The organism is Stenotrophomonas sp. YJH_SMC_46 (assembly GCF_059370315.1).
Map to the genome: position 1 here is coordinate 1,047,065 of NZ_JCAFTO010000001.1, position 21,869 is coordinate 1,068,933.

General features: G+C 67.8%; 20 protein-coding genes. 8 read left to right on the forward strand and 12 right to left on the reverse strand.

The window, feature by feature from the left end:
• Positions 1–40 precede the first annotated feature (40 nt).
• The gene (locus tag AC5P8C_RS04915; protein ID WP_495218377.1) at positions 41–2,881 is read right to left on the reverse strand and encodes a S8 family serine peptidase; all 2,841 of its coding nucleotides are present in this window, start codon (positions 2,879–2,881) and stop codon (positions 41–43) included.
• A 183-nt stretch (positions 2,882–3,064) separates the two neighbouring features.
• Between AC5P8C_RS04915 and AC5P8C_RS04920 the strand changes: the two genes are divergently transcribed.
• The 3 genes from AC5P8C_RS04920 to AC5P8C_RS04930 all read left to right on the forward strand — a co-directional run bounded on the left by AC5P8C_RS04920 (position 3,065) and on the right by AC5P8C_RS04930 (position 5,273).
• Positions 3,065–4,240, forward strand: a complete 1,176-nt coding sequence (locus AC5P8C_RS04920) for a thiolase family protein (RefSeq protein ID WP_019662149.1) — start codon at positions 3,065–3,067, stop codon at positions 4,238–4,240.
• Between the two features lie 124 nt (positions 4,241–4,364).
• Positions 4,365–4,706 (forward strand): hypothetical protein, encoded by a 342-nt coding sequence (locus tag AC5P8C_RS04925; RefSeq protein ID WP_019662150.1) that lies wholly within the window; start codon positions 4,365–4,367, stop codon positions 4,704–4,706.
• A 156-nt stretch (positions 4,707–4,862) separates the two neighbouring features.
• Positions 4,863–5,273: a hypothetical protein gene (locus tag AC5P8C_RS04930; protein ID WP_019662151.1), complete on the forward strand. Its 411-nt coding sequence runs from the start codon at positions 4,863–4,865 to the stop codon at positions 5,271–5,273.
• A 447-nt stretch (positions 5,274–5,720) separates the two neighbouring features.
• Here AC5P8C_RS04930 and AC5P8C_RS04935 read toward each other — a convergent pair whose 3' ends face one another.
• Complete coding sequence (locus AC5P8C_RS04935) at positions 5,721–7,358, reverse strand: acyl-CoA dehydrogenase family protein (protein WP_019662152.1); 1,638 nt, start codon at positions 7,356–7,358, stop codon at positions 5,721–5,723.
• Positions 7,359–7,471: 113 nt separating this feature from the next.
• Between AC5P8C_RS04935 and AC5P8C_RS04940 the strand changes: the two genes are divergently transcribed.
• The 4 genes from AC5P8C_RS04940 to pdeM all read left to right on the forward strand — a co-directional run bounded on the left by AC5P8C_RS04940 (position 7,472) and on the right by pdeM (position 13,161).
• Positions 7,472–8,470 carry a ligase-associated DNA damage response exonuclease gene (locus AC5P8C_RS04940; protein WP_019662153.1) on the forward strand — a complete coding sequence of 333 codons (999 nt, stop codon included), beginning with the start codon at positions 7,472–7,474 and terminating at the stop codon, positions 8,468–8,470.
• Positions 8,467–10,074 carry an ATP-dependent DNA ligase gene (locus AC5P8C_RS04945; protein WP_019662154.1) on the forward strand — a complete coding sequence of 536 codons (1,608 nt, stop codon included), beginning with the start codon at positions 8,467–8,469 and terminating at the stop codon, positions 10,072–10,074. The genes AC5P8C_RS04940 and AC5P8C_RS04945 overlap by 4 nt, the downstream gene beginning before the upstream one ends.
• Positions 10,075–10,151: 77 nt before the next feature.
• Positions 10,152–12,530, forward strand: a complete 2,379-nt coding sequence (locus AC5P8C_RS04950; protein WP_425605114.1) for a ligase-associated DNA damage response DEXH box helicase — start codon at positions 10,152–10,154, stop codon at positions 12,528–12,530.
• Entirely contained in the window at positions 12,520–13,161 is a 642-nt protein-coding gene (gene pdeM / locus AC5P8C_RS04955; RefSeq protein ID WP_019662156.1) for a ligase-associated DNA damage response endonuclease PdeM, read from the forward strand. The genes AC5P8C_RS04950 and pdeM overlap by 11 nt, the downstream gene beginning before the upstream one ends.
• Before the next feature lies 1 nt (position 13,162).
• Here the strand turns inward: pdeM and AC5P8C_RS04960 are convergent, their stop codons facing one another.
• The 9 genes from AC5P8C_RS04960 to rlmD form a co-directional block, all read right to left on the reverse strand.
• On the reverse strand, positions 13,163–13,432 hold the full coding sequence (locus tag AC5P8C_RS04960; protein WP_019662157.1) for a hypothetical protein: 270 nt from the start codon (positions 13,430–13,432) through the stop codon (positions 13,163–13,165).
• Positions 13,433–13,612: 180 nt separating this feature from the next.
• The gene (locus AC5P8C_RS04965; RefSeq protein ID WP_019662158.1) at positions 13,613–14,881 is read right to left on the reverse strand and encodes an FAD-dependent oxidoreductase; all 1,269 of its coding nucleotides are present in this window, start codon (positions 14,879–14,881) and stop codon (positions 13,613–13,615) included.
• Positions 14,882–14,983: 102 nt separating this feature from the next.
• Positions 14,984–15,190: a cold-shock protein gene (locus AC5P8C_RS04970; protein WP_005410590.1), complete on the reverse strand. Its 207-nt coding sequence runs from the start codon at positions 15,188–15,190 to the stop codon at positions 14,984–14,986.
• Positions 15,191–15,278: 88 nt separating this feature from the next.
• Positions 15,279–16,025, reverse strand: a complete 747-nt coding sequence (locus tag AC5P8C_RS04975) for an S-methyl-5'-thioinosine phosphorylase (protein WP_049430529.1) — start codon at positions 16,023–16,025, stop codon at positions 15,279–15,281.
• 82 nt (positions 16,026–16,107) lie between these two features.
• The gene (locus AC5P8C_RS04980) at positions 16,108–16,662 is read right to left on the reverse strand and encodes a hypoxanthine-guanine phosphoribosyltransferase (protein ID WP_005410592.1); all 555 of its coding nucleotides are present in this window, start codon (positions 16,660–16,662) and stop codon (positions 16,108–16,110) included.
• Entirely contained in the window at positions 16,662–17,669 is a 1,008-nt protein-coding gene (gene nagZ, locus AC5P8C_RS04985; RefSeq protein WP_495218378.1) for a beta-N-acetylhexosaminidase, read from the reverse strand. The genes AC5P8C_RS04980 and nagZ overlap by 1 nt, the downstream gene beginning before the upstream one ends.
• A 127-nt stretch (positions 17,670–17,796) precedes the next feature.
• Positions 17,797–18,489, reverse strand: coding sequence for a DsbA family oxidoreductase (locus tag AC5P8C_RS04990; RefSeq protein WP_233653871.1), 693 nt, complete (start codon positions 18,487–18,489; stop codon positions 17,797–17,799).
• 128 nt (positions 18,490–18,617) lie between these two features.
• Positions 18,618–19,103 carry a CYTH domain-containing protein gene (locus AC5P8C_RS04995; RefSeq protein ID WP_031270571.1) on the reverse strand — a complete coding sequence of 162 codons (486 nt, stop codon included), beginning with the start codon at positions 19,101–19,103 and terminating at the stop codon, positions 18,618–18,620.
• A gap of 34 nt (positions 19,104–19,137) precedes the next feature.
• A complete protein-coding gene (gene rlmD, locus AC5P8C_RS05000) occupies positions 19,138–20,472 on the reverse strand; it encodes a 23S rRNA (uracil(1939)-C(5))-methyltransferase RlmD (protein ID WP_155029934.1) in 1,335 nt (444 codons plus the stop codon).
• Between the two features lie 127 nt (positions 20,473–20,599).
• On the opposite strand from rlmD, the gene AC5P8C_RS05005 reads away from it, so the two are divergent.
• The gene (locus tag AC5P8C_RS05005) at positions 20,600–21,328 is read left to right on the forward strand and encodes a response regulator (RefSeq protein ID WP_031270573.1); all 729 of its coding nucleotides are present in this window, start codon (positions 20,600–20,602) and stop codon (positions 21,326–21,328) included.
• A 429-nt stretch (positions 21,329–21,757) separates the two neighbouring features.
• Here the strand turns inward: AC5P8C_RS05005 and AC5P8C_RS05010 are convergent.
• Positions 21,758–21,869: IS3 family transposase (locus AC5P8C_RS05010; RefSeq protein ID WP_288042072.1), on the reverse strand; the 112-nt coding region annotated here is incomplete at its 5' end.

Sequence of the window (21,869 nt, forward strand, 5' to 3'; positions counted from 1 at the left end):
CGATGTCGCGCCGGGGCTGGCGTCCCGGCGCGACTGTCACTCAGAACCCGGTGCTGTAGCGCAACGCCGCCTGGCGCGCGCCCTCGCCCCCGACGCGCTGGTCGAAGCCCAGGCTCAGGCGGCCACTGCGACCCCACCACGATTCCAGCGCCATGCCGATCAGCGCACTGCCGCGCGGCGCATTCCAGCCCGCCAGTGGTGCCCAGGCATCGACGCCGACGAAACTGGCCTGCCACGCCGCATCGGCACCCTCGAGCCGCTGCTGCCACTCGGCATGCCCGCGCAGGGTCCAGCGCCCCCAGCCACGCTCGCCGCGGATGCCGGCCAGCATCTGGCTGCGCTGCACGCGGTTGGCATCGCCACGCAGGCCGAAGCCGAACCCGCCCAGTTCGTTGAACGCATCGGTATCCACGCGCGTGGTGCTGGCGCCCAGATACGGTGTCAACGAGGCACCCGCGCGGCCGAAGCGATAGCCGCCTTCGACACTGGCACTGCTGAAGCGCCCGCCATAGCGGGCCGAAACACCGTAACTACCCGCGCCCAGCAGCAGTTGGCGATCCAGCGCCCGGGTGAACTGCCCGCTGCCGATCTGGGCCAGCGCATAGCCCCGGCCCAGATTCCAGCCCGCGTAAAGCTGTGCCTGCGCCTGGCGATCACGCCCGCGATCGCCGCCGAAGCTGCTGCCACCGTTGCTGCGGGTCTCGCCGAAGGCCACACCCATCAGCCCGGTGCTGCCCAGCGGCTGGTCCTGGCCGGCCATCCAACCGCGGCTGTCGGCGGCGTTGCCGGCAAAGCTGCCCTGCCCGGCCTGGCCGAGCGCACTCTGCCAGGCCCCGCGCAGGCGCGGCGCCGCCTGCACGCGATCAAAGCGCTCTGCGATGGCACGGCGTGACATGTCGATGCTGTCGAAGGTGACCGCTTCGGCCCGCGCGTGCGCCTGCCCGGACAGGCTCTGCAGACTAGCCTCGAGGCCGTTGCTGCCACCGCCGGTCCACTGCAGCGCCCCGGCGGCCGTACCGAAGGCCGATCCCTGCAGTCCTGCATTCTTGTCGAGCGCGGCAAATGCACCCTCCAGCCGCTGTGCTGCCGCCTGGGCGGAAGCCCCCAGGCCGCTGGCTGCCCCGGTGACACTGACCTGGGTCAGGTTCAACCAGGCGTTGTTGCTGTCGTAGCCATAGCTGCTCTGCAACAGCGACAGTCCCTGCAGGCCGCTGGAGGTGGCCGGCGTACTGAAGGCACCACTGAGTCCGCCGTCCGCATGGATCAGGTCCTGCCGGGTGCCGCTCTGTGGCACGTAGCCGGAGACGAAGCCATGCACGCGCACGCCACCGTCGAGGGTGGCCTTGCCGGTGACCTGCAGCGCATTGGCGCCGAGTGCGATCATCAACTGTGCGCCCGCCTGCTGGGCGTAGTCGCCCTCGATGGTGCCGGTGGTGTTGCCGGTGGTGAGGAATACGCTGCTGCCGTTGACCACGTTGCCGATCACGCGCGGCGCGCCGCCATTGAACTGCAGGCCGGTCGAATCCGGATCGGACTGGCCGAGGATGGTCACGTTGGAACGGATCACGCCACCGTCCTGCAGTGCCAGGATGCCGCGTTCGATGCGGGTGGAACCGGTATAGCTGTTGTTGCCGGCCAGCACCAGAGTGCCCCCGCCCTGCTTGACCAGGCCGCCGCTGCCGACGATGTTGTTGCGCCACGCCGAACCGCTGGAGGCCACATCCACGTTGGCAACCACATCCCCCCAGTCGAAGCGACCCGGACCGTTGATCGCACGACCGATGTCGAGCAGGCCGTAGCCGAACACCGGATCCACGCCCGGGGCGCCGATGTCCTTGGCAGTGCCCAGCAGGGTCTGCCGCACCAGGTCGTTGCTGAAATACGGATAGCGCTGCCAGACCAGCGCAGCGGCGCCGGACACCAGCGGCGCCGCGAATGACGTGCCGTAGTTCCAGTAGTAGCTGCCCCCGTTTGCATCGGGATAGACCGCGCTGCCCGGCGCTGCCAGGCAGTAGCGCGCGGCCTGGCCGCAGCCATTGGCGTAGCTGGCCAACGTGCCCGGTGCATAGGGATCCACCGCGGTCGCCACCAGCCAGCCGCGCTCCAGATCTGCCGCCGGCAGCGAGCCGGCAACGCCCAGCTGGCTGGGCAGCGCGGCCAGGCTGCTCGGTTCACTGCGGCCGTCATTGCCCGCTGCGAACACCACCAGCCCGCCGTGGTTGACCACGAAGGGGCGATACTCGGCGGCCACCTGCGCGGTGGTCGGCAGGTCGGTCCAGTACAGGCCGCCCCACGAGTTGTTCATCACCTTTACGTTGTAGCTGATCAGGTCCTGGTGCACCTGGGCCACGCCCAGCGGTCCGCTGAAGGAATTGCCCTTGCCGCTGCCATCGTCGGCGGGCGGCTTGTCGGCGATGATCCGCGCCGAAACGATCTGCGCACCAGGGGCGATGCCGCCTGGCCAGGACCCAACCGGCGCGCCGGCAGCCAGGCTGGCTACCGCCGTGCCGTGGCCCACCACGTCGTCCACCTGCAGGTTGTTGCGCGACGGATCGATGTAGTTGAGGTTGGCCACCACCCGCCCGTTCAGTGCCACCGCGTCGCGCTGCACGCCCGAATCGACGATACCGATGCGCACGTTCTGGCCGCTCAGGCCGGCGGCCTGTGCGGCACGCGCATTGGTGACCGACAGATGCGCGTCGAAGGCCGGCTCCTGCGGTTTTGCCGGCGGCGGCGGCGTCGGTGGCGGGGTCGTGGGTGGCGGCGGTGGTGGCGGTGTGTCAATGCGCACGTTGCCGCCCCCGCCACCTCCGCCACAGGCTGTCAGCGCCAGTGCCAGCGCGGTTGCCAGGGCAGATTTCACCGTCGTCGTGCGTTCCATCGATTCCTTCCCATGAACATTGGTCCGCCGTTGTCCCGGCAGGCATGCGGCGCCGTCCAGCGGCGGCCCTCCCCGACCCTCTATACTTGGGCCGACCCCCACGCAGTCTGCCGGGAAACCGGGGCGCTTCCAACGGCCCACGGTCTCCTTTCCGAACATTGCTTACGCATCAACGAGATTGCCATGTCCAACATCGTCATCGCCGCCGCCAAGCGCACCGCCATCGGCTCCTTCCTCGGCCAGTTCAACGGCGTGCCGACCCCGACCCTGGGCGCGGCCGCCATCGCCGCCGCACTGGAGCAGTCGGGCATCCCGGCCAGCGACGTTTCCGAAGTCCTCATGGGCTGCGTGCTGCCGGCCAACCTCGGCCAGGCGCCCGCCCGCCAGGCGGCGATCGCTGCCGGCATTCCGCTGTCGACCGGTGCCACCACGCTGAACAAGGTCTGCGGCTCCGGCATGAAGACCATCATGCTCGGTCATGACCTGATCAAGGCCGGTTCGGCCAGCATCGTTGTCGCCGGCGGCATGGAATCGATGTCCAACGCGCCGCACATGCTGCCCAACTCGCGCACCGGCAACCGCTTCGGCAACTTCCAGGCGGTCGATCACATGGCCCACGACGGCCTGGTCAACGCTTATGACGGCAAGGCGATGGGTGAATTCGCCGAATGCGCCGTGGACAAGTACCAGTTCAGCCGCGAAGAGCAGGACGCCTACGCCATCGAATCGGTCAAGCGCGCGCAGGCAGCCCAGGCCAACGGCGCGTTCGCCGATGAAATCGTCGCGGTGAAGGTCGCCACCCGCAAGGGCGAGGTCGAGATCACCACCGACGAGCAGCCCGGCCGTTCGGACATCGCCAAGATCCCGACCCTGCGCCCGGCCTTCAAGAAGGACGGCAGTGTGACCGCCGCCAGCTCTTCCAGCATTTCCGACGGCGCTGCCGCAGTGGTCCTGCTGACCGAGGAAGATGCGGCTGCGCGCGGCATCAAGCCGTTGGCCCGAATCGTCGGCCACGCCACCCATTCGCAGGAACCGGAGTGGTTCACCACTGCCCCGATCGGCGCGCTGCGCAAGCTGCTGGACAAGACCGGCTGGTCACTGGACCAGGTCGATCTGTTCGAAATCAATGAAGCCTTCGCTGTGGTGGCGATGGCGCCGATGCGCGAACTGGGCATTCCGCACGACAAGCTCAACGTGAATGGCGGCGCCTGTGCACTGGGCCATCCGATCGGTGCCTCCGGCGCACGCCTGGTGGTGACCCTGGTCAATGCCCTGCGCACGCGCGGTGGCAAGCGCGGCATTGCCACCCTGTGCATCGGCGGTGGCGAAGCAACCGCGATCGCCATCGAATTGATTTAAATGGATTTAACGATGATTTCGCAAAAATGAATGCGGGATCGCTTGACACCCAATCTTGGCTTGTCATCATGTTGTCGGCGCGCAGCATGCGCGTTGCCTAATTCTAACGACGAGGATTTACACAATGAGCATCAACAAGCTGCTGGTCGCGATGTCCCTGGCTCTGGCCCTGGCCGCCTGCTCGAAGCAGGAAGCTGCCCAGGACGCCGCTGCTTCGGCCAACGAAGCCGCCACCGAAGCCCAGGCTGCTGCCGACCAGGCCGCCGCTGCTGGCGCCCAGACCGCCGACGCTGCCCAGCAGGCCGCTGACACCGCCGCCACCGCTGCCGACGCTGCGACCGACGCTGCTGCCAACACCGCCGCTGCTGCCACCGACGCCGCTGCTGGCGAAGCCAAGGACGCCGCCAAGGCTGCCGAAGCTACCGCTGAGCAGGCCAAGGACGCTGCTGAAGAAGCCAAGAAGTAATCACTTCTTTCTTCACGCTGTTCCGGAAAAGCCGCTGGTTCGCCAGCGGCTTTTTCTTTGCGCCCGTGGATCGCGACTGAGCGCGCTCCGCGACCCCGTCTTCACAACGGCATGAATAGGCTGGCGTCCCCATCCATTGCAGTACCGGAGACCGCCATGAAGATTCGTCCGATCACCACCACCCTGCTGGCCGGCTCCCTGCTGCTGGCCCTGGCCGCCTGCAAGGGCCCGGAGGCCGAACAGGCCAAGCAGGACGCGCAGCAGGCCGCCGACAGCGCTGGCGTCGCTGCCCGCGATGCCGTCGACCGGGCCGCTGCCGCAACCCGCGACGCCGCCGACAAGACCGCTGCTGCTTCCGAGCAGGCCGCCGCCGATACCCAGCAGGCGCTGGACAAGGCCGCCGACGCCACCGCCAATGCCGCTGACCAGGCCAAGGTCGCCGCCACCGACGCGGCCGCGCACGCCAGCGACGCCACTGCCGACGCCGCGCAGAAGGTCGCCGACAAGGCGCGCGATGTCGCCAATGACGCCAAGGCCAACGCCGCCAAGGAAGAAGCCAAGCACTGAGCCTTGCCGGCAGCCGAGCACCGGCTCGGCGCTACAGTAAAGCCGCGGCATGGCCGCGGCTTTACTGTTTTTCGCTCCCTGCCTTTGCTGTTGATTCCGTAGTGTGCGGCCACGGAAATTGTCCGCGGCCGCGCGGGTGGGTTGCGCAGGGGCGTGAGCCGCATGGGCCCGAGGCATGCCTCGGGCGGGTTGGGCAGGACGCCCAACCCCGGTCTTGCCGTGTGCGCAGGACTGCGCACACGAGAAGGCGGCGACCAAGCTTACATGGGTAAGGGCGCCTTGCTTGCGAAGCACTGCTTCGCAAGCGACCGAACGCCCAGCCGCCTGCGGCTGGGCCAGGCCCCGGAGGAGGACTTGCAGCGCCCCCTGCGCAACCCACCCGCGCGGCCCGCTCACGATGCAGGCTCCGCGCCGCCCACCACGAGGGGCACCGCCGTTGGCCATTGCCTACGGCAGCGCGCGCGCCAGCATCGCGGTCAGCTCCAGGCCCGCCGGCAGCGTCCCGAATGCCAGCCCGTGCTCTCCTTCCAGCCGGCTGCGCACGAACGCCTCGGCGATCGGGCTGCGCGCACGCAGCAGCAGCGCTGCCTGCAACAACAGCGCAGTGCGCTCGCAGAACAGTCGCGCCTGTGATTCCTCCGGTGCCGGTGCCGCTGCCCAGCGCTGCAATGCCGCTGCGTAGCGCGCATCACGGTCGGCCACCGCCGCCAGCTCGCCGCGCAATGCCGCCATCGCCTCCGGTTCACGGGCCAATGCACGCAGCACATCCAGACACTGGATGTTGCCGCTGCCTTCCCAGATCGAATTCAACGGTGCCTGCCGGTACAGGCGCGGCAGCATCGACTCCTCCACATAGCCCGCGCCGCCCAGGCATTCCTGCGCTTCATTGACGAAGGCCGGCGCACGCTTGCACAGCCAGTACTTGCCTAGTGCCGTCCCCAACCGTGCCATCGCGGCTTCATTGGCATCCACACCGGCACGATCCACCGCGCGTGCGATGCGGATCGCCAACACCGTGGCCGCTTCCGACTCCATCGCCAGATCAGCCAGCACGTTGGTCATCAACGGGTGCTCGACCAGCAGCTTGCCAAAGGTGCGGCGATGCCGTGCGTGATGCAGCGCCTGCGCCAGCGCCATGCGCATCTCCGCTGCGGCGCCCAGCATGCAGTCCAGGCGGGTCATCATCACCATGCCGATGATGGTGGCCACGCCGCGGCCCTCTTCACCCACCCGCCACGCCTGCGCGCCGCAGAACTCGACCTCGCTGGAGGCATTGGCCCAATCCCCAAGCTTGTCCTTCAACCGCATCAGGCGGAACGCGTTGCGGTCACCGTCTGCCAGGCGGCGCGGCAACAGCAGGCAGGTCAGTCCTCCCGGCGCCTGCGCCAGCACCAGGAAGCCGTCGCACATCGGCGCGGAAAAGAACCACTTGTGGCCGACCAGGCGATAGCGCTCGCCATCGATCGGTTCGGCGCGGGTACTGTTGGCACGTACATCCGAGCCGCCCTGCTTCTCGGTCATGCCCATGCCCAGGGTGATGCCGGCCTTGTCCGCCACCGGCACGTCGCGCGGGTCATAGACCGGCGCTGCGGCCTTGCGTGCCCACTCGGCCAGGTGCGGCTGCGTGCGCAGCACCGCTACTGCTGCATGGGTCATCGTCAATGGGCAACTGGTGCCCGCCTCGGCCTGGTGATGCAGGTAGCTCAACACCGCACGTGCCACGTGCGCGCCGGGCTGCGGCTCATGCCAGGACAAGCCTGCGACCCCGTGCGATTTGGCCGTGTCCATCAACTGGTGATAGGCCGGATGGAACTCCACCGTGTCGATGCGATGGCCCTGCGCATCATGCGTGCGCAGGCGTGGCCGATCGCGGTTGGCATCGAAGCCGACCCGGTACAGCTCATCACCCGCCAGCGCGCCATACACCGCCAATCGTGGCGCGAAGCTGCCAGCGCCTTCGCGCTGAACGGCTTCCATCAGCGCCGCGTCGTCGGTCCACAACTGCCGCCCCGCGAACGGCGGCGGCTGGTTCAGTACCACATGGGTTTCGTAGGGCGCGTTGCTGCTGAAGCTCGGTCCACTCATCCGGTCCATCCTGGCGGCAAGAAGTGTGCGGCCCGATTGTGCCGCATGACCTGCCAAGCCCGTGTTCAGGCCGGTTCTCACCCCGTGCACGAGCCGCAGGCCACAGTGATGGCATGGCAGGCAATGACGATCTGGTGGTGTTGCGCCCCGAGGGGCTGTACTGCGCTGCGGGCGACTTCCACATCGATCCCTGGCGGCCGGTGCCGCGCGCGGTCATCACCCATGGCCACGGTGACCATGCTCGCCCGGGCATGGGCGAATACCACTGCAGCGACGGCAGCCTGCCGATCCTGCGTTGGCGCCTGGGCGACGTGCCGGTGCAGGCGCATGCCGAGGGCACCCCGTTCCGCCTGGGCCGGGTGCAAGTATCACTGCATCCAGCCGGCCACGTGCTGGGGTCCTCGCAGGTGCGCATCGACGACGGGCGGCAGGTCTGGGTGGCCTCCGGCGACTACAAGCGCCAGCCAGACCCGACCTGCGCGCCGTTCGAAGTGGTGCCCTGCGATACGTTCATCACCGAGGCAACCTTCGCCCTGCCGATCTACCGCTGGCCGGACACGCCGGCAGTCGCTGCGGAGATCGTGGCGTGGCGCCGCGAATGCGAACAGCGCGGCGAGGCGGCGATCCTGCTGTGCTATGCACTGGGCAAGGCACAACGGGTGCTGGCCGAGCTGCGGCCGCTGGATGATCGCCCGGCCTGGCTGCATGGCGCCATCGCCAATGGCGTAGCGGTGTACCGGCAGGCCGGCGTACCGATGCTGGAGACGCTCACCGTGGCCGAACAGGGCCGTCAACCCGATGCCGCCGGCCAGTTGATCCTCGCCCCGCCCTCGGCTGCGGGCACGCCCTGGATGCGCCGCTTCGGGCGCCACCAGCTGGGCTTCGCCTCGGGCTGGATGCAATTGCGCGGCAACCGGCGCCGACGCAACGTCGATCGTGGCTTCGTCATTTCCGATCACGCCGATTGGCCAGCACTGCTGACGACGATCGAACAGACCGGCGCGCAGAGGGTGATCGCCACCCATGGCAATACCGATGCGCTGATTCCCTACCTGCGTGAGCGCGGCGTGGCTGCCGAAGCCTTCCGTACCGATTTCGGGAGCGAGGAATGAAAGCCTTCGCAGCGCTCTACCAACGCCTGGACCGCAGCACTGCCACGCTGGACAAGCGAGCGGCGCTGGTCGATTACTTCGGCCAGGCAGGCGCGCACGATGCGGCGTGGGCGCTGTACCTCCTCAGTGGTGGCAAGGTGGGCGGCGCACGCCGGAAGATCGCCGCCAGTGGCGAACTGCGCGCCTGGATCGCCGAGGAATCAGGGTTGCCACCGTGGCTGGTGGACGACAGCTATGCGCAGGTCGGTGACCTGGCCGAAACGCTGACCCTGCTGCTGGACGACCCACCAAACCCCTCGCCTGACCGCCCCCTGGCCGAATGGATCGAACAGCACCTGCTGGCGGTGGCCAACCAACCCGAGGCGGTGCGCCGTGCGGCGGTCGTCGCCGGCTGGCGGCAGCTGTGCAGCAGCGAACGCCTGGTGTTCAACAAGCTGCTGACCGGAGCCCTGCGCGTTGGCGTCTCGCAACGGCTGGTGCAGCAGGCGCTGGCCGAGTGGTCCGGCCTGGATATTGCCCGCATCGCCCAGCGCATGCTGGGCGAGTGGGTGCCCTCGCCCGGGCTGCTGGCCCAGCTGCTGTCGCCGGATGAGCTGCCGCTGGACCGGCAGCAGCCCTACCCCTTTTTCCTCGCCTCGCCACTGGAGGGCAGCCCTGCCGAACGACTCGGTGCGATCGACGACTGGCTGCTGGAATGGAAGTGGGATGGCATCCGCGTGCAGCTGCTGCGCCGGCGCGGCGAGGTCGCCTTATGGTCACGTGGCGAAGAGCGGCTGGATGGTCGCTTCCCCGAAATCGAACAGGCGGCGATGGCGCTTCCCGATGGCTGCGTGCTGGATGGCGAGCTGCTGGCCTGGGACGAAGCCGCGGACCTGCCACGTGCCTTCACCGCGCTGCAGACCCGCATCCAGCGCCGCAAACCCGGCGCGGCCACCCTGCGCAACACGCCGGTGCGCGTGCTCGCCTACGACCTGCTGGAACTCGATGGCGCGGACCTGCGCGAACTTCCATTGCAGCAACGGCGCGCGCGGCTCACCGAGGTCGTCGGTGCACTGGGCGATGCGCGCATCCAGCTGTCGCCCGACGTTGCCGCCGGCGACTGGCCGCAGGCCGCGGCGATGCGCGATGTGGCGCGCGAACGCGGTGTGGAGGGGTTGATGCTGAAGCGGCGCACGTCCTCCTACCAGGCGGGGCGACGACGCGGCGACTGGTGGAAATGGAAGGTCGATCCACTCACGATAGACGCGGTGCTGCTGTACGCACAGGCCGGGCACGGCCGACGCAGCACGCTGTACACCGACTACACCTTTGGCGTGTGGGACGGCGACACGCTGGTGCCGGTGGCCAAGGCGTATTCCGGCCTGGACGACAAGGAGATCCTCGCGCTCGACCGCTGGATCCGCGCCAACACCCGCGAGCGCTTCGGGCCGGTGCGCAGCGTACGCGCCGAACAGGTGTTCGAGCTGGGCTTTGAAGCAGTCAACCGCAGCAGCCGGCACAAGTCCGGCATCGCCGTGCGCTTCCCGCGCATCCTGCGCTGGCGCCACGACAAGCCCGCCAGCGAGGCCGATCAGCTGGCCAGCCTGAAGGCGCTGGCGCGATGACCCGCAGCCAGGCGCTGCGCCGGCTGGAAGACTGGTTTGGGTCCAGAGGCTGGCGCTCACTGCCGTTCCAGCGCGCAATGTGGCGCCACTACCTGGCGGGCGAATCCGGGTTGCTGCATACGCCCACGGGCAGCGGCAAGACACTGGCGATGTTCGGCGGGCCCCTGCTGCAGGCCATGATCGATCCGCCACCCTTGCCCCGTCGGGCCAGCGCGGTGCGCCCACTGCAGGTGCTGTGGGTGACGCCCTTGCGCGCGTTGGCCAGTGATACCGCACGCGCACTGCAGGACGTGGTCGATGGGCTGGGGCTGGGATGGCGTGTCGGCCTGCGTAGTGGCGACGCCAGCAACCGCGAACGACGACAGGCGCGCGAGGGCCGCGTCGACGTACTGGTGACCACGCCCGAATCGCTGGCGCTGTTGTTGAGCTATCCCGACACGCTGCCGCGCATGCGCCAGCTGCGCTGCGTGGTGGTGGATGAATGGCACGAACTGCTGGGCAACAAGCGCGGCGTCCTGCTGCAGTTGAACCTGGCGGTGTTGCGCGATGCCAGGCCGGCATTGCAGCTGTGGGGTCTGTCGGCCACGCTGGGCAATCTGCAGGAGGCGCGCGACGTGCTGCTGCCCGGTCAACCGGAAGCACCAATCGTGCAGGGCGTACGGCCGCGCACACTCAGCGTGCGCAGCCTGCTGCCAGACCCCGGCGAACGCTTCCCATGGGCGGGGCATCTGGGCCTGGCACAGCTGCCACGCGTGCTGGAGGCGCTGATGCAGGCACGCAGTAGCCTGCTGTTCACCAACACCCGTGCACAGGCAGAACTGTGGCATCAGGCGCTGGCCGCGGTGTGGCCGGAGGAACTGGACACGCTTGCGCTGCACCATGGCTCGCTGGATCCGGCCCTGCGCCAGCAGGTGGAAGACGGACTGCGCGCGGGCGCGCTGCGCTGCGTGGTTGCCACTTCCAGCCTTGACCTCGGCGTGGACTTCCCCGAAGTAGAACAGGTCCTGCAGCTGGGCAGCCCGAAGGGCGTGGCGCGCCTGCGCCAGCGCGCCGGACGCGCACGCCACCGCCCGGGTGCCAGCGGCGCCATCCTGTGCGTGCCCAGCCATGCGCTGGAACTGGCCGAGTACGCTGCGGTGCGCCGTGCATTGGCTGAAGGCGTGGTCGAAGCGCGCAGGCCGCCGACGCTGTCGCTGGATGTGCTGGCCCAGCACGCGGTCAGCCGTGCGCTGGCGGGCGGCTTCGACAGCACTGCGCTGCTGGAACAGGTCCGGCGTACCCATGCCTTCGCGTCGCTCGGCAACGACCAATGGCAGGCCGTGCTCACGTTCATCGTGCAGGGCGGGCAGGCCTTGGCCCAGTACCCCGATTTCCACAAGGTCGTGCGTGATGCCGATGGGTGGTACCGCATGCATGACCGCCGCCAGGCGCTGCGTCATCGGCTTTCGATCGGCACCATCAGCAGCGATGGCAGCGTGCGCGTGCAGTTCCTGCGCGGCGGCAGCCTGGGCGCCGTGGAGGAGCAGTTCGCCAGCCGGCTGCGACGTGGCGATCGTTTCCAGTTCGCCGGGCGCCTGCTGGAGCTGGTGCAGCTGCGCGACATGACCGCCTTCGTGCGGTTGGCACGAGGGCGCGGAGACGGCGTCGTGCCACGCTGGCAGGGAGGCCAGTTGCCGCTGTCGATGCCACTCGGTCGCGAGCTGGAGTGGGTACTGTCCGGCGCCGACAACAGTGCCGAATCACGCTGGCTGTCGCCCTTGCTGGCACTGCAGCAACAGTTGTCGGCGCTTCCCGGCCCGGACCACCTGCTGGTGGAACAGGTGCGGCGTCGCGAAGGCCAGTTCCTGTTCGTCTATCCCTTTGCCGGCCGCCACGTGCATGAGGCGCTGGCCGCCCTGCTGGCCTTGCGCTGTACCCGCCTGCAGCGCAACAGCATCGGCTACGCGGTGAACGACCATGGCCTGGTGCTGGCACCGGCCCAGGCGATCGATCTGGACGCAGCGCAATGGCGAGCATTGTTCACCCCCGATCAGCTGCTGGATGATCTGCGTGCCGCAGTGAACCTGGGCGAGCTGGCGCGGCGCCAGTTCCGCGGCATCGCACGTGTGGCCGGCCTGCTGGTGCCCAGCCTGCCCGGTGGCATGCCGCGATCGCTGCGGCAGTTGCAGGCGTCGGCGGGCCTGCTCTTCGATGTACTGCGCGAGCACGATCCGGGCCATCTGCTGCTGGCGTTGGCCGAACGCGAAGTGCTGCACGACAGCCTTGACCTGCCGGGCTTGCGGCAGGTACTGGCAAGGATCGGCACGCAGGCGCTGTCGGTGCAATGCCCGGCGTCGCTGACGCCCCTGGGCTTCCCGCTGTGGGCCGAACGCCTGCGTGGGCAGTTCAGCAACGAGGACTGGCGTACCCGCGTGCAACGCGCGGCCAAGCAGCTGGAGCGCCGCCATGGCCGATGAACTGCTGCTGCTGCGCGCGGGCGAATCGCTTGTGCTGCTTGGCGAGCGCGCGCTGTACTGGCCCACACGGCAGGCGCTGTTGATCGCCGACCTGCACTTGGGCAAGGCCGACGTATTCCGCCGTGCCGGCATCGCGCTCCCCAGTGGTGGCACCGGGGAAGACCTCAATCGCCTGCAGGCGCTGCTGGACAGGTATGCATGCCGCGAGCTGTGGATCCTGGGCGACATCCTGCATGGACCGGCGCATCGCGCCGCGTGGTACCAGCAATGGTTGGCATGGCGCGAACGCAACGCGGCGCTGGACGTGCATGTCCTGCGCGGAAATCACGACCGCCACCTGCCGCACGCCCAGCTGCTGGTACAGATCCACGATGAAGCACACCTGCATCCGTTCATGCTTCGCCATGAGCCAGTGGCCGATGCAGGACGGCATGTGATCGCTGGGCATCTGCATCCGCAGGTCGCCCTGTCGCCGTTGCGTCGGCGCTTCCCCGTATTCTGGCTGCGTGACGGGATGACGGTCCTGCCGGCCTTCTCTGCGTTCACTGCGGGAATCGTGCCTGTTCCCGCTCCCGGCGAGCAGAGGGTCGCCTGCGTCGAGGGCAGCCTGGTCGAACTGCCCGTGACGTGAATCAGGCGGGGCGGATCTCCAGCTGCGGCATCAACTGGAACTCGGGCGTGTCCCCTTCACGCCGCCGCGGCAAGGCCTGGATCCTCGCCAGCATTTCCTGCGCGCAGGCGCGGATGCGTGCATGGTGTTCCGGCGACGCGTGGCTGATCAGGCTGCCCACATGGAATTCAAACACGTCCTCCAGTACGTCGGGCTGGTCCTCGTGCAGCATCTGCAGCAGACCACGCAGCTTGCAGATTTCCGATTCCAGCTCCTCGACCGCGAACAACATGGCGTCCTCCTCTTCAACAACAGGCGGCGCGTCCGGGCCGCAACAGGCCGCAACGGCAGCGCCGCCCGGGCCACGCGCGATGTCGATCACGGAAAGGAAAACGGGCGACGCGCAATCGCGTGCAACCCACTTCTCGCATATCTGTAGTGACGCAGCCGTTAATTCACGTGACGACGCGCCTCACGCACTGGCCGTGATCGCGTTGCTGGGAGGCATTGCCATCGACGTGCCCAGTTCGTTGACGAATGCCGGGTCCAGTTGGATCGAGCCAAGCCAGCCATGCTGCGTGCCACTGAGTATGCGCAGCATATGCCCACGGCCACCGGGCAGGCGCCCCATCGGGCCAAGCAGCACATCACGCGCTTTCGCCCAAGCGTCGCGGTCGGACTGGAACAGTGGCGTCAGCCAGCGGCTCCAGCGCTGGTACACGGCCACATGCGCGCGCCGCTGCGCTTGGTAGGCCTGCAATGCCGCCGCACTGCCGCCATGGCTGCGCACGGCATCGCGCAGTGCCAGTGCATCGAGCAACGCCATGTTCACACCCTGCCCCAGCTGGGGGCTCATCGCATGCGCCGCATCACCGGCCAGCACCATGCGGCCTTGGTGCCAACGTGTCATCACCGCATCACGGTAAACGGCGCGCGCCATCTGGCCGGCATCGCGCAGATGGGCGAAGCGCGCACTGGCCTGCGGCCACAGCGCATGCAGTTCATCCAGCCAGGGCGCCATACCTTCGGCCTGCCACCGATCGAAATCGGCGCGTGGCAGGCTCCAGAAGAAGCTCAGGCGCGGCGTGTCATCACCGGGGCGGGTACCGACCGGCAGCAGCCCGATCATCTTGCGCGCGGCCACGTAGCGCTGGCGCAGCTCGCTCATGTGCGGCCAGTCCTCGGCCGGCAGCAGGCACCACAGCGCGCCCCACGGATAAACCCTGTCCAGCGCGATGCCCCGCTCGACGCCGCCGCGCAGCGTTGAAGCTGCACCATCGGCAGCCACCACAAGGTCGAACGGTCCGTGCTGGCGCCCCTCGCTGTCGCGCAAACGCCCCTGTGCGGCGTCGACGGAAACGATGGTGGTGCCGACATGCAGCTGGCCGGCGCCATCGCGGGCCTGGTCCAGCAGCGAAAACAGCGCCCCGCGCTGCATGCCCAGCCCATGCAGGCGTGCATCCAGCCCGGCATAGGCCATGTCCATCACCGCGCGCTCGCACGGCGTGTCGCCATACAGGCGGTGCACCGGCGCGGCATGTGCACGCACGGAATCAAGCAGGCCCATCTGCCACAGTACCTGCAGGCCGCTGGGCTGCAGCAGGAAGCCGGCGCCAACCGGTCCCGGCGTGGGCACGCGTTCGAAGATCTCCACCTCGTGGCCGTCACGGGTGAGCAGGATGGACACTGCCTGTCCAGCGGTGCCGTAGCCGATCACGGCGATGCGCAGTCGTTCCTTCATGGGCGCATTGTGCCCGAGGTGGGTGGATCGCGAACGGGCCGCGAGCGTGCCGCGCAAAAAAAACCCCGCCGGAGCGGGGTTTTCAACGCACTGTCGAGTGGATCACTCGGCCGGCGTGATGTTCGAAGCCTGGGCACCCTTCGGGCCCTGGGTCACGTCATAGGTGACACGCTGGCCTTCCTGCAGGCTGCGGAAGCCCTTGGAGTTGATGGCGGAGAAGTGCGCGAACACGTCGGCGCTGCCATCCTCCGGCGAGATGAAGCCAAATCCCTTGGCGTCGTTGAACCACTTGACGGTACCGTTCGGCATGGTGATGCGAGACCTTATGCAATGAATGGGTGGTGTACGCTGAACCCGCGCACAAGCTGAGTATGCAAAGCTTGCTCGGCGAAGACAATCACCCCCGTGCCAATTCACCTACCAGTTCCGGAAGTCCGTTGCTGGCGGCCTGCACGTTGGCAAGTACTTCAGCCATCGTGATCTCTTCACCATCGCCACAGCCGGCAGCCCAGTTGGCGATGATCGCCAGGCAGGCGTAATCCAGCCCCAGCTCCCGTGCCAGTGCGGCTTCCGGCATCCCGGTCATGCCCACCAGATCGCAGCCGTCGCGGCGCATGCGGGCGATCTCGGCGATGGTTTCCAGGCGCGGGCCCTGCGTTGCGCCGTAGCAGCCGCCGTCATGGACCGTGACACCGGTCACTTTCGCAGCGGCCAGGATCTTGCTGCGCAGCATCGGCGTATAGGGGTGGCCGAAATCGACGTGGACCACGTCGGTGCCTTCTTCTTCACAGATCGTGCTGATGCGGCCCCAGGTGTAGTCGATGATCTGATCCGGGCAGGCCAGCACGCGCGGACCAAAGTGTTCGGTGATGCCCCCCACCGTGTTCAACGCCAGCACGCGCTGCGCGCCCAGTTGCTGCAGTGCGGCCAGGTTGGCGCGGTAGTTGATCTTGTGCGGCGGCAGCGAATGGCCCTCGCCATGCCGCGCCAGGAACGCCACGCGGTGTCCAAGCAGCGTACCGACGCGTACCGGGCCGGACGGGCGGCCGAAGCGGGTGTCGACCTCGTGGGTCTGCACGTCGTCAAGCTTGGCCAGGTTGTAGACACCGGTACCGCCGATCACGGCCAGGGCGATCTGTTGCATTCAAAGCACTCCATGAAAAGACCAACGCCGGCACCCGAGGATGCCGGCGGCAGAAGAAGACGCGCCGCGGGCGGCTGCGCCGTTATTCCTTCATCGCGTAGATGGCCGGCACGCAGCGCAGGGTTTCATTGACGTCCATGCCGAAGCCGAACACGTAGCGGTCCGGCAGTTCGATGCCGGCGTAGTCGGCGGTCACGTCCGGCAGCGCGCGGTCGTGCTTCTTCACCGTCATCGCGGCGATGCGCACGTCGGTCGCGCCCTGTTCCAGGCACCAGGTGCGCACGCCCTGCAGGGTGTAGCCCTCGTCCAGGATGTCGTCGACCAGCAGCACGCGGCGGCCGAACAGCGAAGTGGCCGGCTTGTGCTTCCAGACCAGGTCGCCGCCGGTGGTTTCACCGCGGTAACGGGTAGCGTGCAGGTAATCGAACTGCACGTCCTGGCCGCGCGCGCCCAGCTCCAGCGCCAGCTGGCCGGCGAACGGCAGCGCGCCGTGCATGATTGACAGGAACAGCGGCACCTCGCCCTTGTAATCGCGCGCGATGGCGTCGGCGATACCAGCGATGGCCTTGTCGATGGTGGGGCGGTCGACCAGCAGGTCAGCCTGGGCCAGGGCCTGGGAAATGGTGAGGTTGGGCATCAGACGGTTCTTCCAAGGGTTTCAATCAGACGGGATTGGGTGTGGCCATGGCGGGCATCGGCCAGCAGGCCATCCCAGCCAAGCGCGCCGCGGCCGAGCAGGCCCAGCAGCGCAGCAGTATTGAGGGAGCGCCCCTGCACCGCGTGCAGGGCTTCATCAACCAGCTCCGGGTGGCAGACCAGCACCACGTCGCAGCCGGCGTCCAGGTGTGCGTGCACGCGCGCGGGCACGCCACCGGCACTGTGCGAGGCGGCCATGCCGATGTCATCGGAGAACACCACGCCGCGGAAGCCGAGCTCGCCACGCAGGATGTCCTGGATCCAGCGCGGCGAATAGCCAGCCGGTTCAGGCGCAATCTGCGGGTAGATCACGTGCGCCATCATCACCGCGTCGGCACCGGCGGCGATGCCGGCCTGGAATGGCACCAGGTCCTGCGCGCGCAGCTCGTCCAGCGCGCGCGGATCGATCGCGGTATCCACGTGGGTGTCTTCCAGCACGGTGCCGTGGCCGGGGAAATGCTTGAGCGTGGCGGCCATGCCGACCGCATGCATGCCGCGCACATAGGCTGCGGTGAACGCCGCAACCACCTGCGGGTCTTCACTGAAGGCGCGGTTGCCGATGGCGCGGTTGCCGCGGCCAAGATCGACCACCGGCGCGAAGCTGAGGTCCAGCCCGCTAGCGCGGACTTCACTGGCCATCAGCCAGGCGTGCTGCTCGGCCAGCGACAGGGCCTGCTGCGGGTCGGTGGCGTACAGGGCACCGATGTCCTGCAGTGGCGGCAGATCACTGTAACCTTCGCGGAAGCGCTGTACGCGGCCGCCTTCCTGGTCCACGCAGATCAGCTGCGGGCGCGGCGCAACGGCGCGGATCGCCGCGCTCAGATCGGTTACCTGCTGGCGCGAGGCGAAGTTGCGCTTGAACAGCACCACCCCGGCCACGGCATCGTGCTGCAGCCAGTCACGTTCCTGGGTGGTCAGTTCGGTACCGGCAACGCCGATCAGCAGCATGGTTGATCTCCACAGCGCGCGCCTCATGGCGCAGTGCCGCATTGTCGCAGAACCGGCCGACAGGCGCAGTGGTCAGACGAAGGGGAGTGTGGGGTCGGATCCCCGCAGGGGCTCCGACCCGATCTGCTCAGACCTTGCAGCCGTCCGGGCCGCAGGCCTCGTCGCCAGCCGGAGTGGCCGGGGCCCCCTGTTCGGCCGCGATCTGGCGCAGCGCGTTGGCAAAGGCTTCGGGGGGCTGCGCCCCGGAAATGGCCCACTTCCCATCGATCACGAAGGTCGGCACCGAGGAAATGCCCAATGCATGGGCCTGCGCCAGCTTGGCCTCCACCTCGGCCAGGCCGCGATCGGAGGCCAGCATCTGCGTGATTTCACCATCGTCCAGGCCGCCAGCCACGCCGGCGTTCACCAGCACGGCGGTATCGGCCAGATTCTGGCCTTGCTCGAAGTGGGCGCGGAACAGCGCTTCACCCACCGCGTCCTGCACGCCGTGCTCGCCGGCCAGCCACAGCAGCCGGTGCGCCGGCAGCGTGGTCACCCGCACCTGGCCTTGGCTGAAGTCCATCGGCAGGCCTTCGGACCGCGCCGTGGCCTGGGTCTGGTTGAGGATCTGCTCGGTACGCTCGACGCCACCGAACTTGCGCACATAGGCCTCGCGCAGCGGCACCGGAGTGGCGTCCGCATCCGGGTCCAGCTGGAACGGCTGCCAGTGGATATCGAGTTCAGGCGCATTGGCGCCCAGCAACTGCACACCCTGCTGGAAACGATGCTTGCCGATCCAGCACCAGGGGCAGACCACGTCGGAATAGATGTCGATTCTCATCCCCACCACATGGGGCCCCCCTTCCTCGATAAAAGGGGACCGAGGGGATCAAGTCGCTTTCTGCACAGGCGGGGTAAAGACGACTTAATCCCCTCCGTCCCCCTTTTTTCGTCCCCCTTTTTTGGGGTTCACCACTCTGAATACGGCCGGCTGGCCAGGGCAACGTTGTAGTAACGGGCGTCATCGGTCACTTCGGCACCGACCCAGTCCGGCAGGTCGATGGCTTGGTCGGCGCTTTCCAGCTCGACTTCAGCCACCACCAGGCCGGCGTTGTCACCGAGGAACTCATCCACTTCCCAGGTCAGGCCGGCGTGTTCGACCAGATGGCGGCGCTTGTCGATCAGGCCGCCGACGCACAGCGCCAGCAGTGCGCGCGCGTCCTCCACCGGGATCGGGTAGTCGAACTCCTGGCGGGTATGGCCGAGGGTGCGCGACTTCAGGTTCAGCGCGGCGTGGTCGCCTTCGATGCGCACGCGCACCGAGGCGTTCTGGGTGCCGCGGTCGAGCGCGCCCATGTCGTTGATGTAGCCCTGCGCCATCGGGATCACCCGATGCGCGGCGGTGCGCCAGCCATCGCTGCTGACCAGGAATTTGCGTTCGATTTCGATGCCCATGGCGCAATTATGCGCCACGGGTGATGACACCTGCTCAGCGCTTCTCGAATACCGCGATGCTTTCCACGTGCGCGGTGTGCGGGAACATGTCCATGGCACCGGCGCTGACCAGGGTGAAGCCCTGTTCGTTGACCAGATAGCCGGCATCGCGTGCCAGCGAGCCCGGGTGGCAGCTCACGTAGACAATGCGCTTGAACTGCTTCAGCGGCAGCTGCTGCAGCACTTCGATCGCGCCCGAGCGCGGCGGATCCAGCAGCAGCTTGTCGAAGCCCTGGCGCATCCACGGGGTGCTGCGCTGGTCCTGGGTCAGGTCGGCGCTGAAGAACTGGGCGTTGGCCAGGCCATTGCGCTCAGCATTCTCACGGGCGCGCGCGACGAGGCCGGCATCGCCTTCCACGCCAACGACCTCGCGCACGCGGCGGGCCAGCGGCAGAGTGAAATTGCCCAGGCCGCAGAACAGGTCCAGCACGCGCTCGTCCTCACCCGGCTCCAGCAGATCCAGGGCATGGGCGATCATCTTTTCGTTGAGCTTGGCGTTGACCTGGATGAAGTCCAGCGGGCGGAATGCCAGTTCCACATCCCAGGGCGCCAGCCGGAACGACAGGGGCACACCCTGCCCGTCCAGCGGCTGCACGGTGTCCACGCCACCGGACTGCAGGTAGATCACGAAGCCATGCTGCTGGCCGAAGGCAGCCCAGGCCGCACGGTCCGCATCGCTGAGTGGCTGCAGGTGGCGCACGGTCAGGACCACGGCCTGGTCGCCGGCGATGAACTCAATCTGCGGGATATCGCGCTTGCCATCGAGCGATTCGATGAAGGTGGACAGCGCCTCGACCTTGGTGCCGATCTCCGGGATCACGGTCAGGCACTGGCTGAGGTCGGCGACGAAACGCGGATCCTGTTCACGGAAGCCGACCAGGGTCTTGTCCTTCTTCTCGACCCGGCGCACGGAGAAGCGGCCCTTGCGACGGTAACCCCAGCTATCGCCGACCAGCGGCGCAAGCACGGTGCCCGGCTTCACATGGCCGATCCGCTCCAGGTTGTCCATCAGCACGCGCTGCTTGGCGACGATCTGCTGGTCTTCGTCCAGGTGCTGCAGCACGCAGCCGGCGCAGGTGCCGAAATGCGGGCACTTCGGGGTCACGCGCTGCGGCGAGGCCTGCAGAACTTCCAGAGTGCGCGCTTCGTCGAAATGGCGGCTGCGGGCCGTCTGTTCGGCCGTCACCACCTCACCCGGCAGGGCACCGCTGACGAAGGTGACCTTGCCGCCCTCGCCTTCACGGCGGGCGACGCCGCGACCATCATGGCTGAGGTCGAGGATTTCGGTCTGGAACGGGGTACGGTCGATGCGGGAGCGGGATCGGGCCACGTGGCAACAGGCTGCGGGCAAAAATGGGGGCGTATTGTCGCAGATCCTGACCGGCAGGGTCCGGACCCGCTTGCGCCCGCCGCCGCCGTGCTTGATGATTGCAGCAGCTGACATGGAGGCAGCCCTGATGCAGATGACCCCGCGGGCCAGCCGGCCCCGCTTCCTGCTTGTCGAGGACGACATCATCAGCCGCGGTTTTTTCAAGGCGGCGTTGGAAACGTTACCGGCGGATGTGGACACCGCAGATTCGCTGGCCAGCGCTTTGGCCAGCGCCGAACCCGGCGCGCACGACCTGTGGCTGATCGACGTCAACCTGCCTGACGGCAATGGCGCGCAGCTGCTGCGCGAACTGCGCCGTTCACATCCCGACACCCCGGCGTTGGCACATACCGCTGACGGTGACACGTCCATCCATGCCCGCCTGCGCGAAGCTGGCTTCAGCGACACCCTGGTCAAGCCGCTGGGCCGCGACCAGTTGCTGAAGGCGGTGCGCCGCGCACTGGTGAACAGCCCGGCGGGGATCTCCGTTGCCCCGGCCCCGGCAGCGGTCGAGCTGCAGGTACAGGACTGGGACGAGACAGCGGCACTGGCCGCGCTCAATGGCCAGCGCAACCACTTGATCGCCCTGCGCGAACTGTTCCTGGCCGAGCTGCCGGGGGTGCGTGACGCGGTCGAGCAGGCGGTGGACCAGCATGATGAGCGTCAGCTGCGCAGCCAGTTGCACCGGTTGCAGGCGAGCTGTGGGTTCGTGGGCGCGGCACGCTTGGCCCGGGCGGTACGCCAGCTGCATCATGCGCCGGAGTCCGGGCAGGCCCAGGATGGGTTCCGCGCGGCGGTGGCGGCCCTGCTGCATTGAGGGTTGGTCGGCAGGGCTGCGCCCTGCACCTGCAGAGGCTTCAAGCCAAGGCAACAGCAACAGCAATAGCTGGCATTCCGTGGGGTGGCGGGGCGGTGTCGGAGTGCGGGGACGCCGTAAACCCGTCCATGGGGGCTTGGCAGCCGCATCCATGCGGCTGACACCCCGCACTCCGACACCGCCCCACCTCTGACAGTTTGCCGCGATCGGGTAGATCCACGCCATGCGTGGATGAATTTCTGTCAGATATCGAAATCAATCTGGGGTCGGATCCGTTTTCCTGTGGAAACCGGATCCGACCCCATTGCCATTCCGACAGCTCGCGGAAAACTGTCGAAGGCGGGGTGGGTCCGGTTGCGGGAGTGTCCGCGGCATGGATGCCGCGGCCAAGCCCCCATGGTGAAGTGACCCCCGAGACTTGGACAGGGGTCAGGCGGCCGATTGGGCCTGTTGGGCCTGCTCCCGGTACTGTACCGGGCTCAGGCCCTTCAATTTCAATTTGATTCGCTCTTGGTTGTAGTACTGGATGTATTCCACCAGC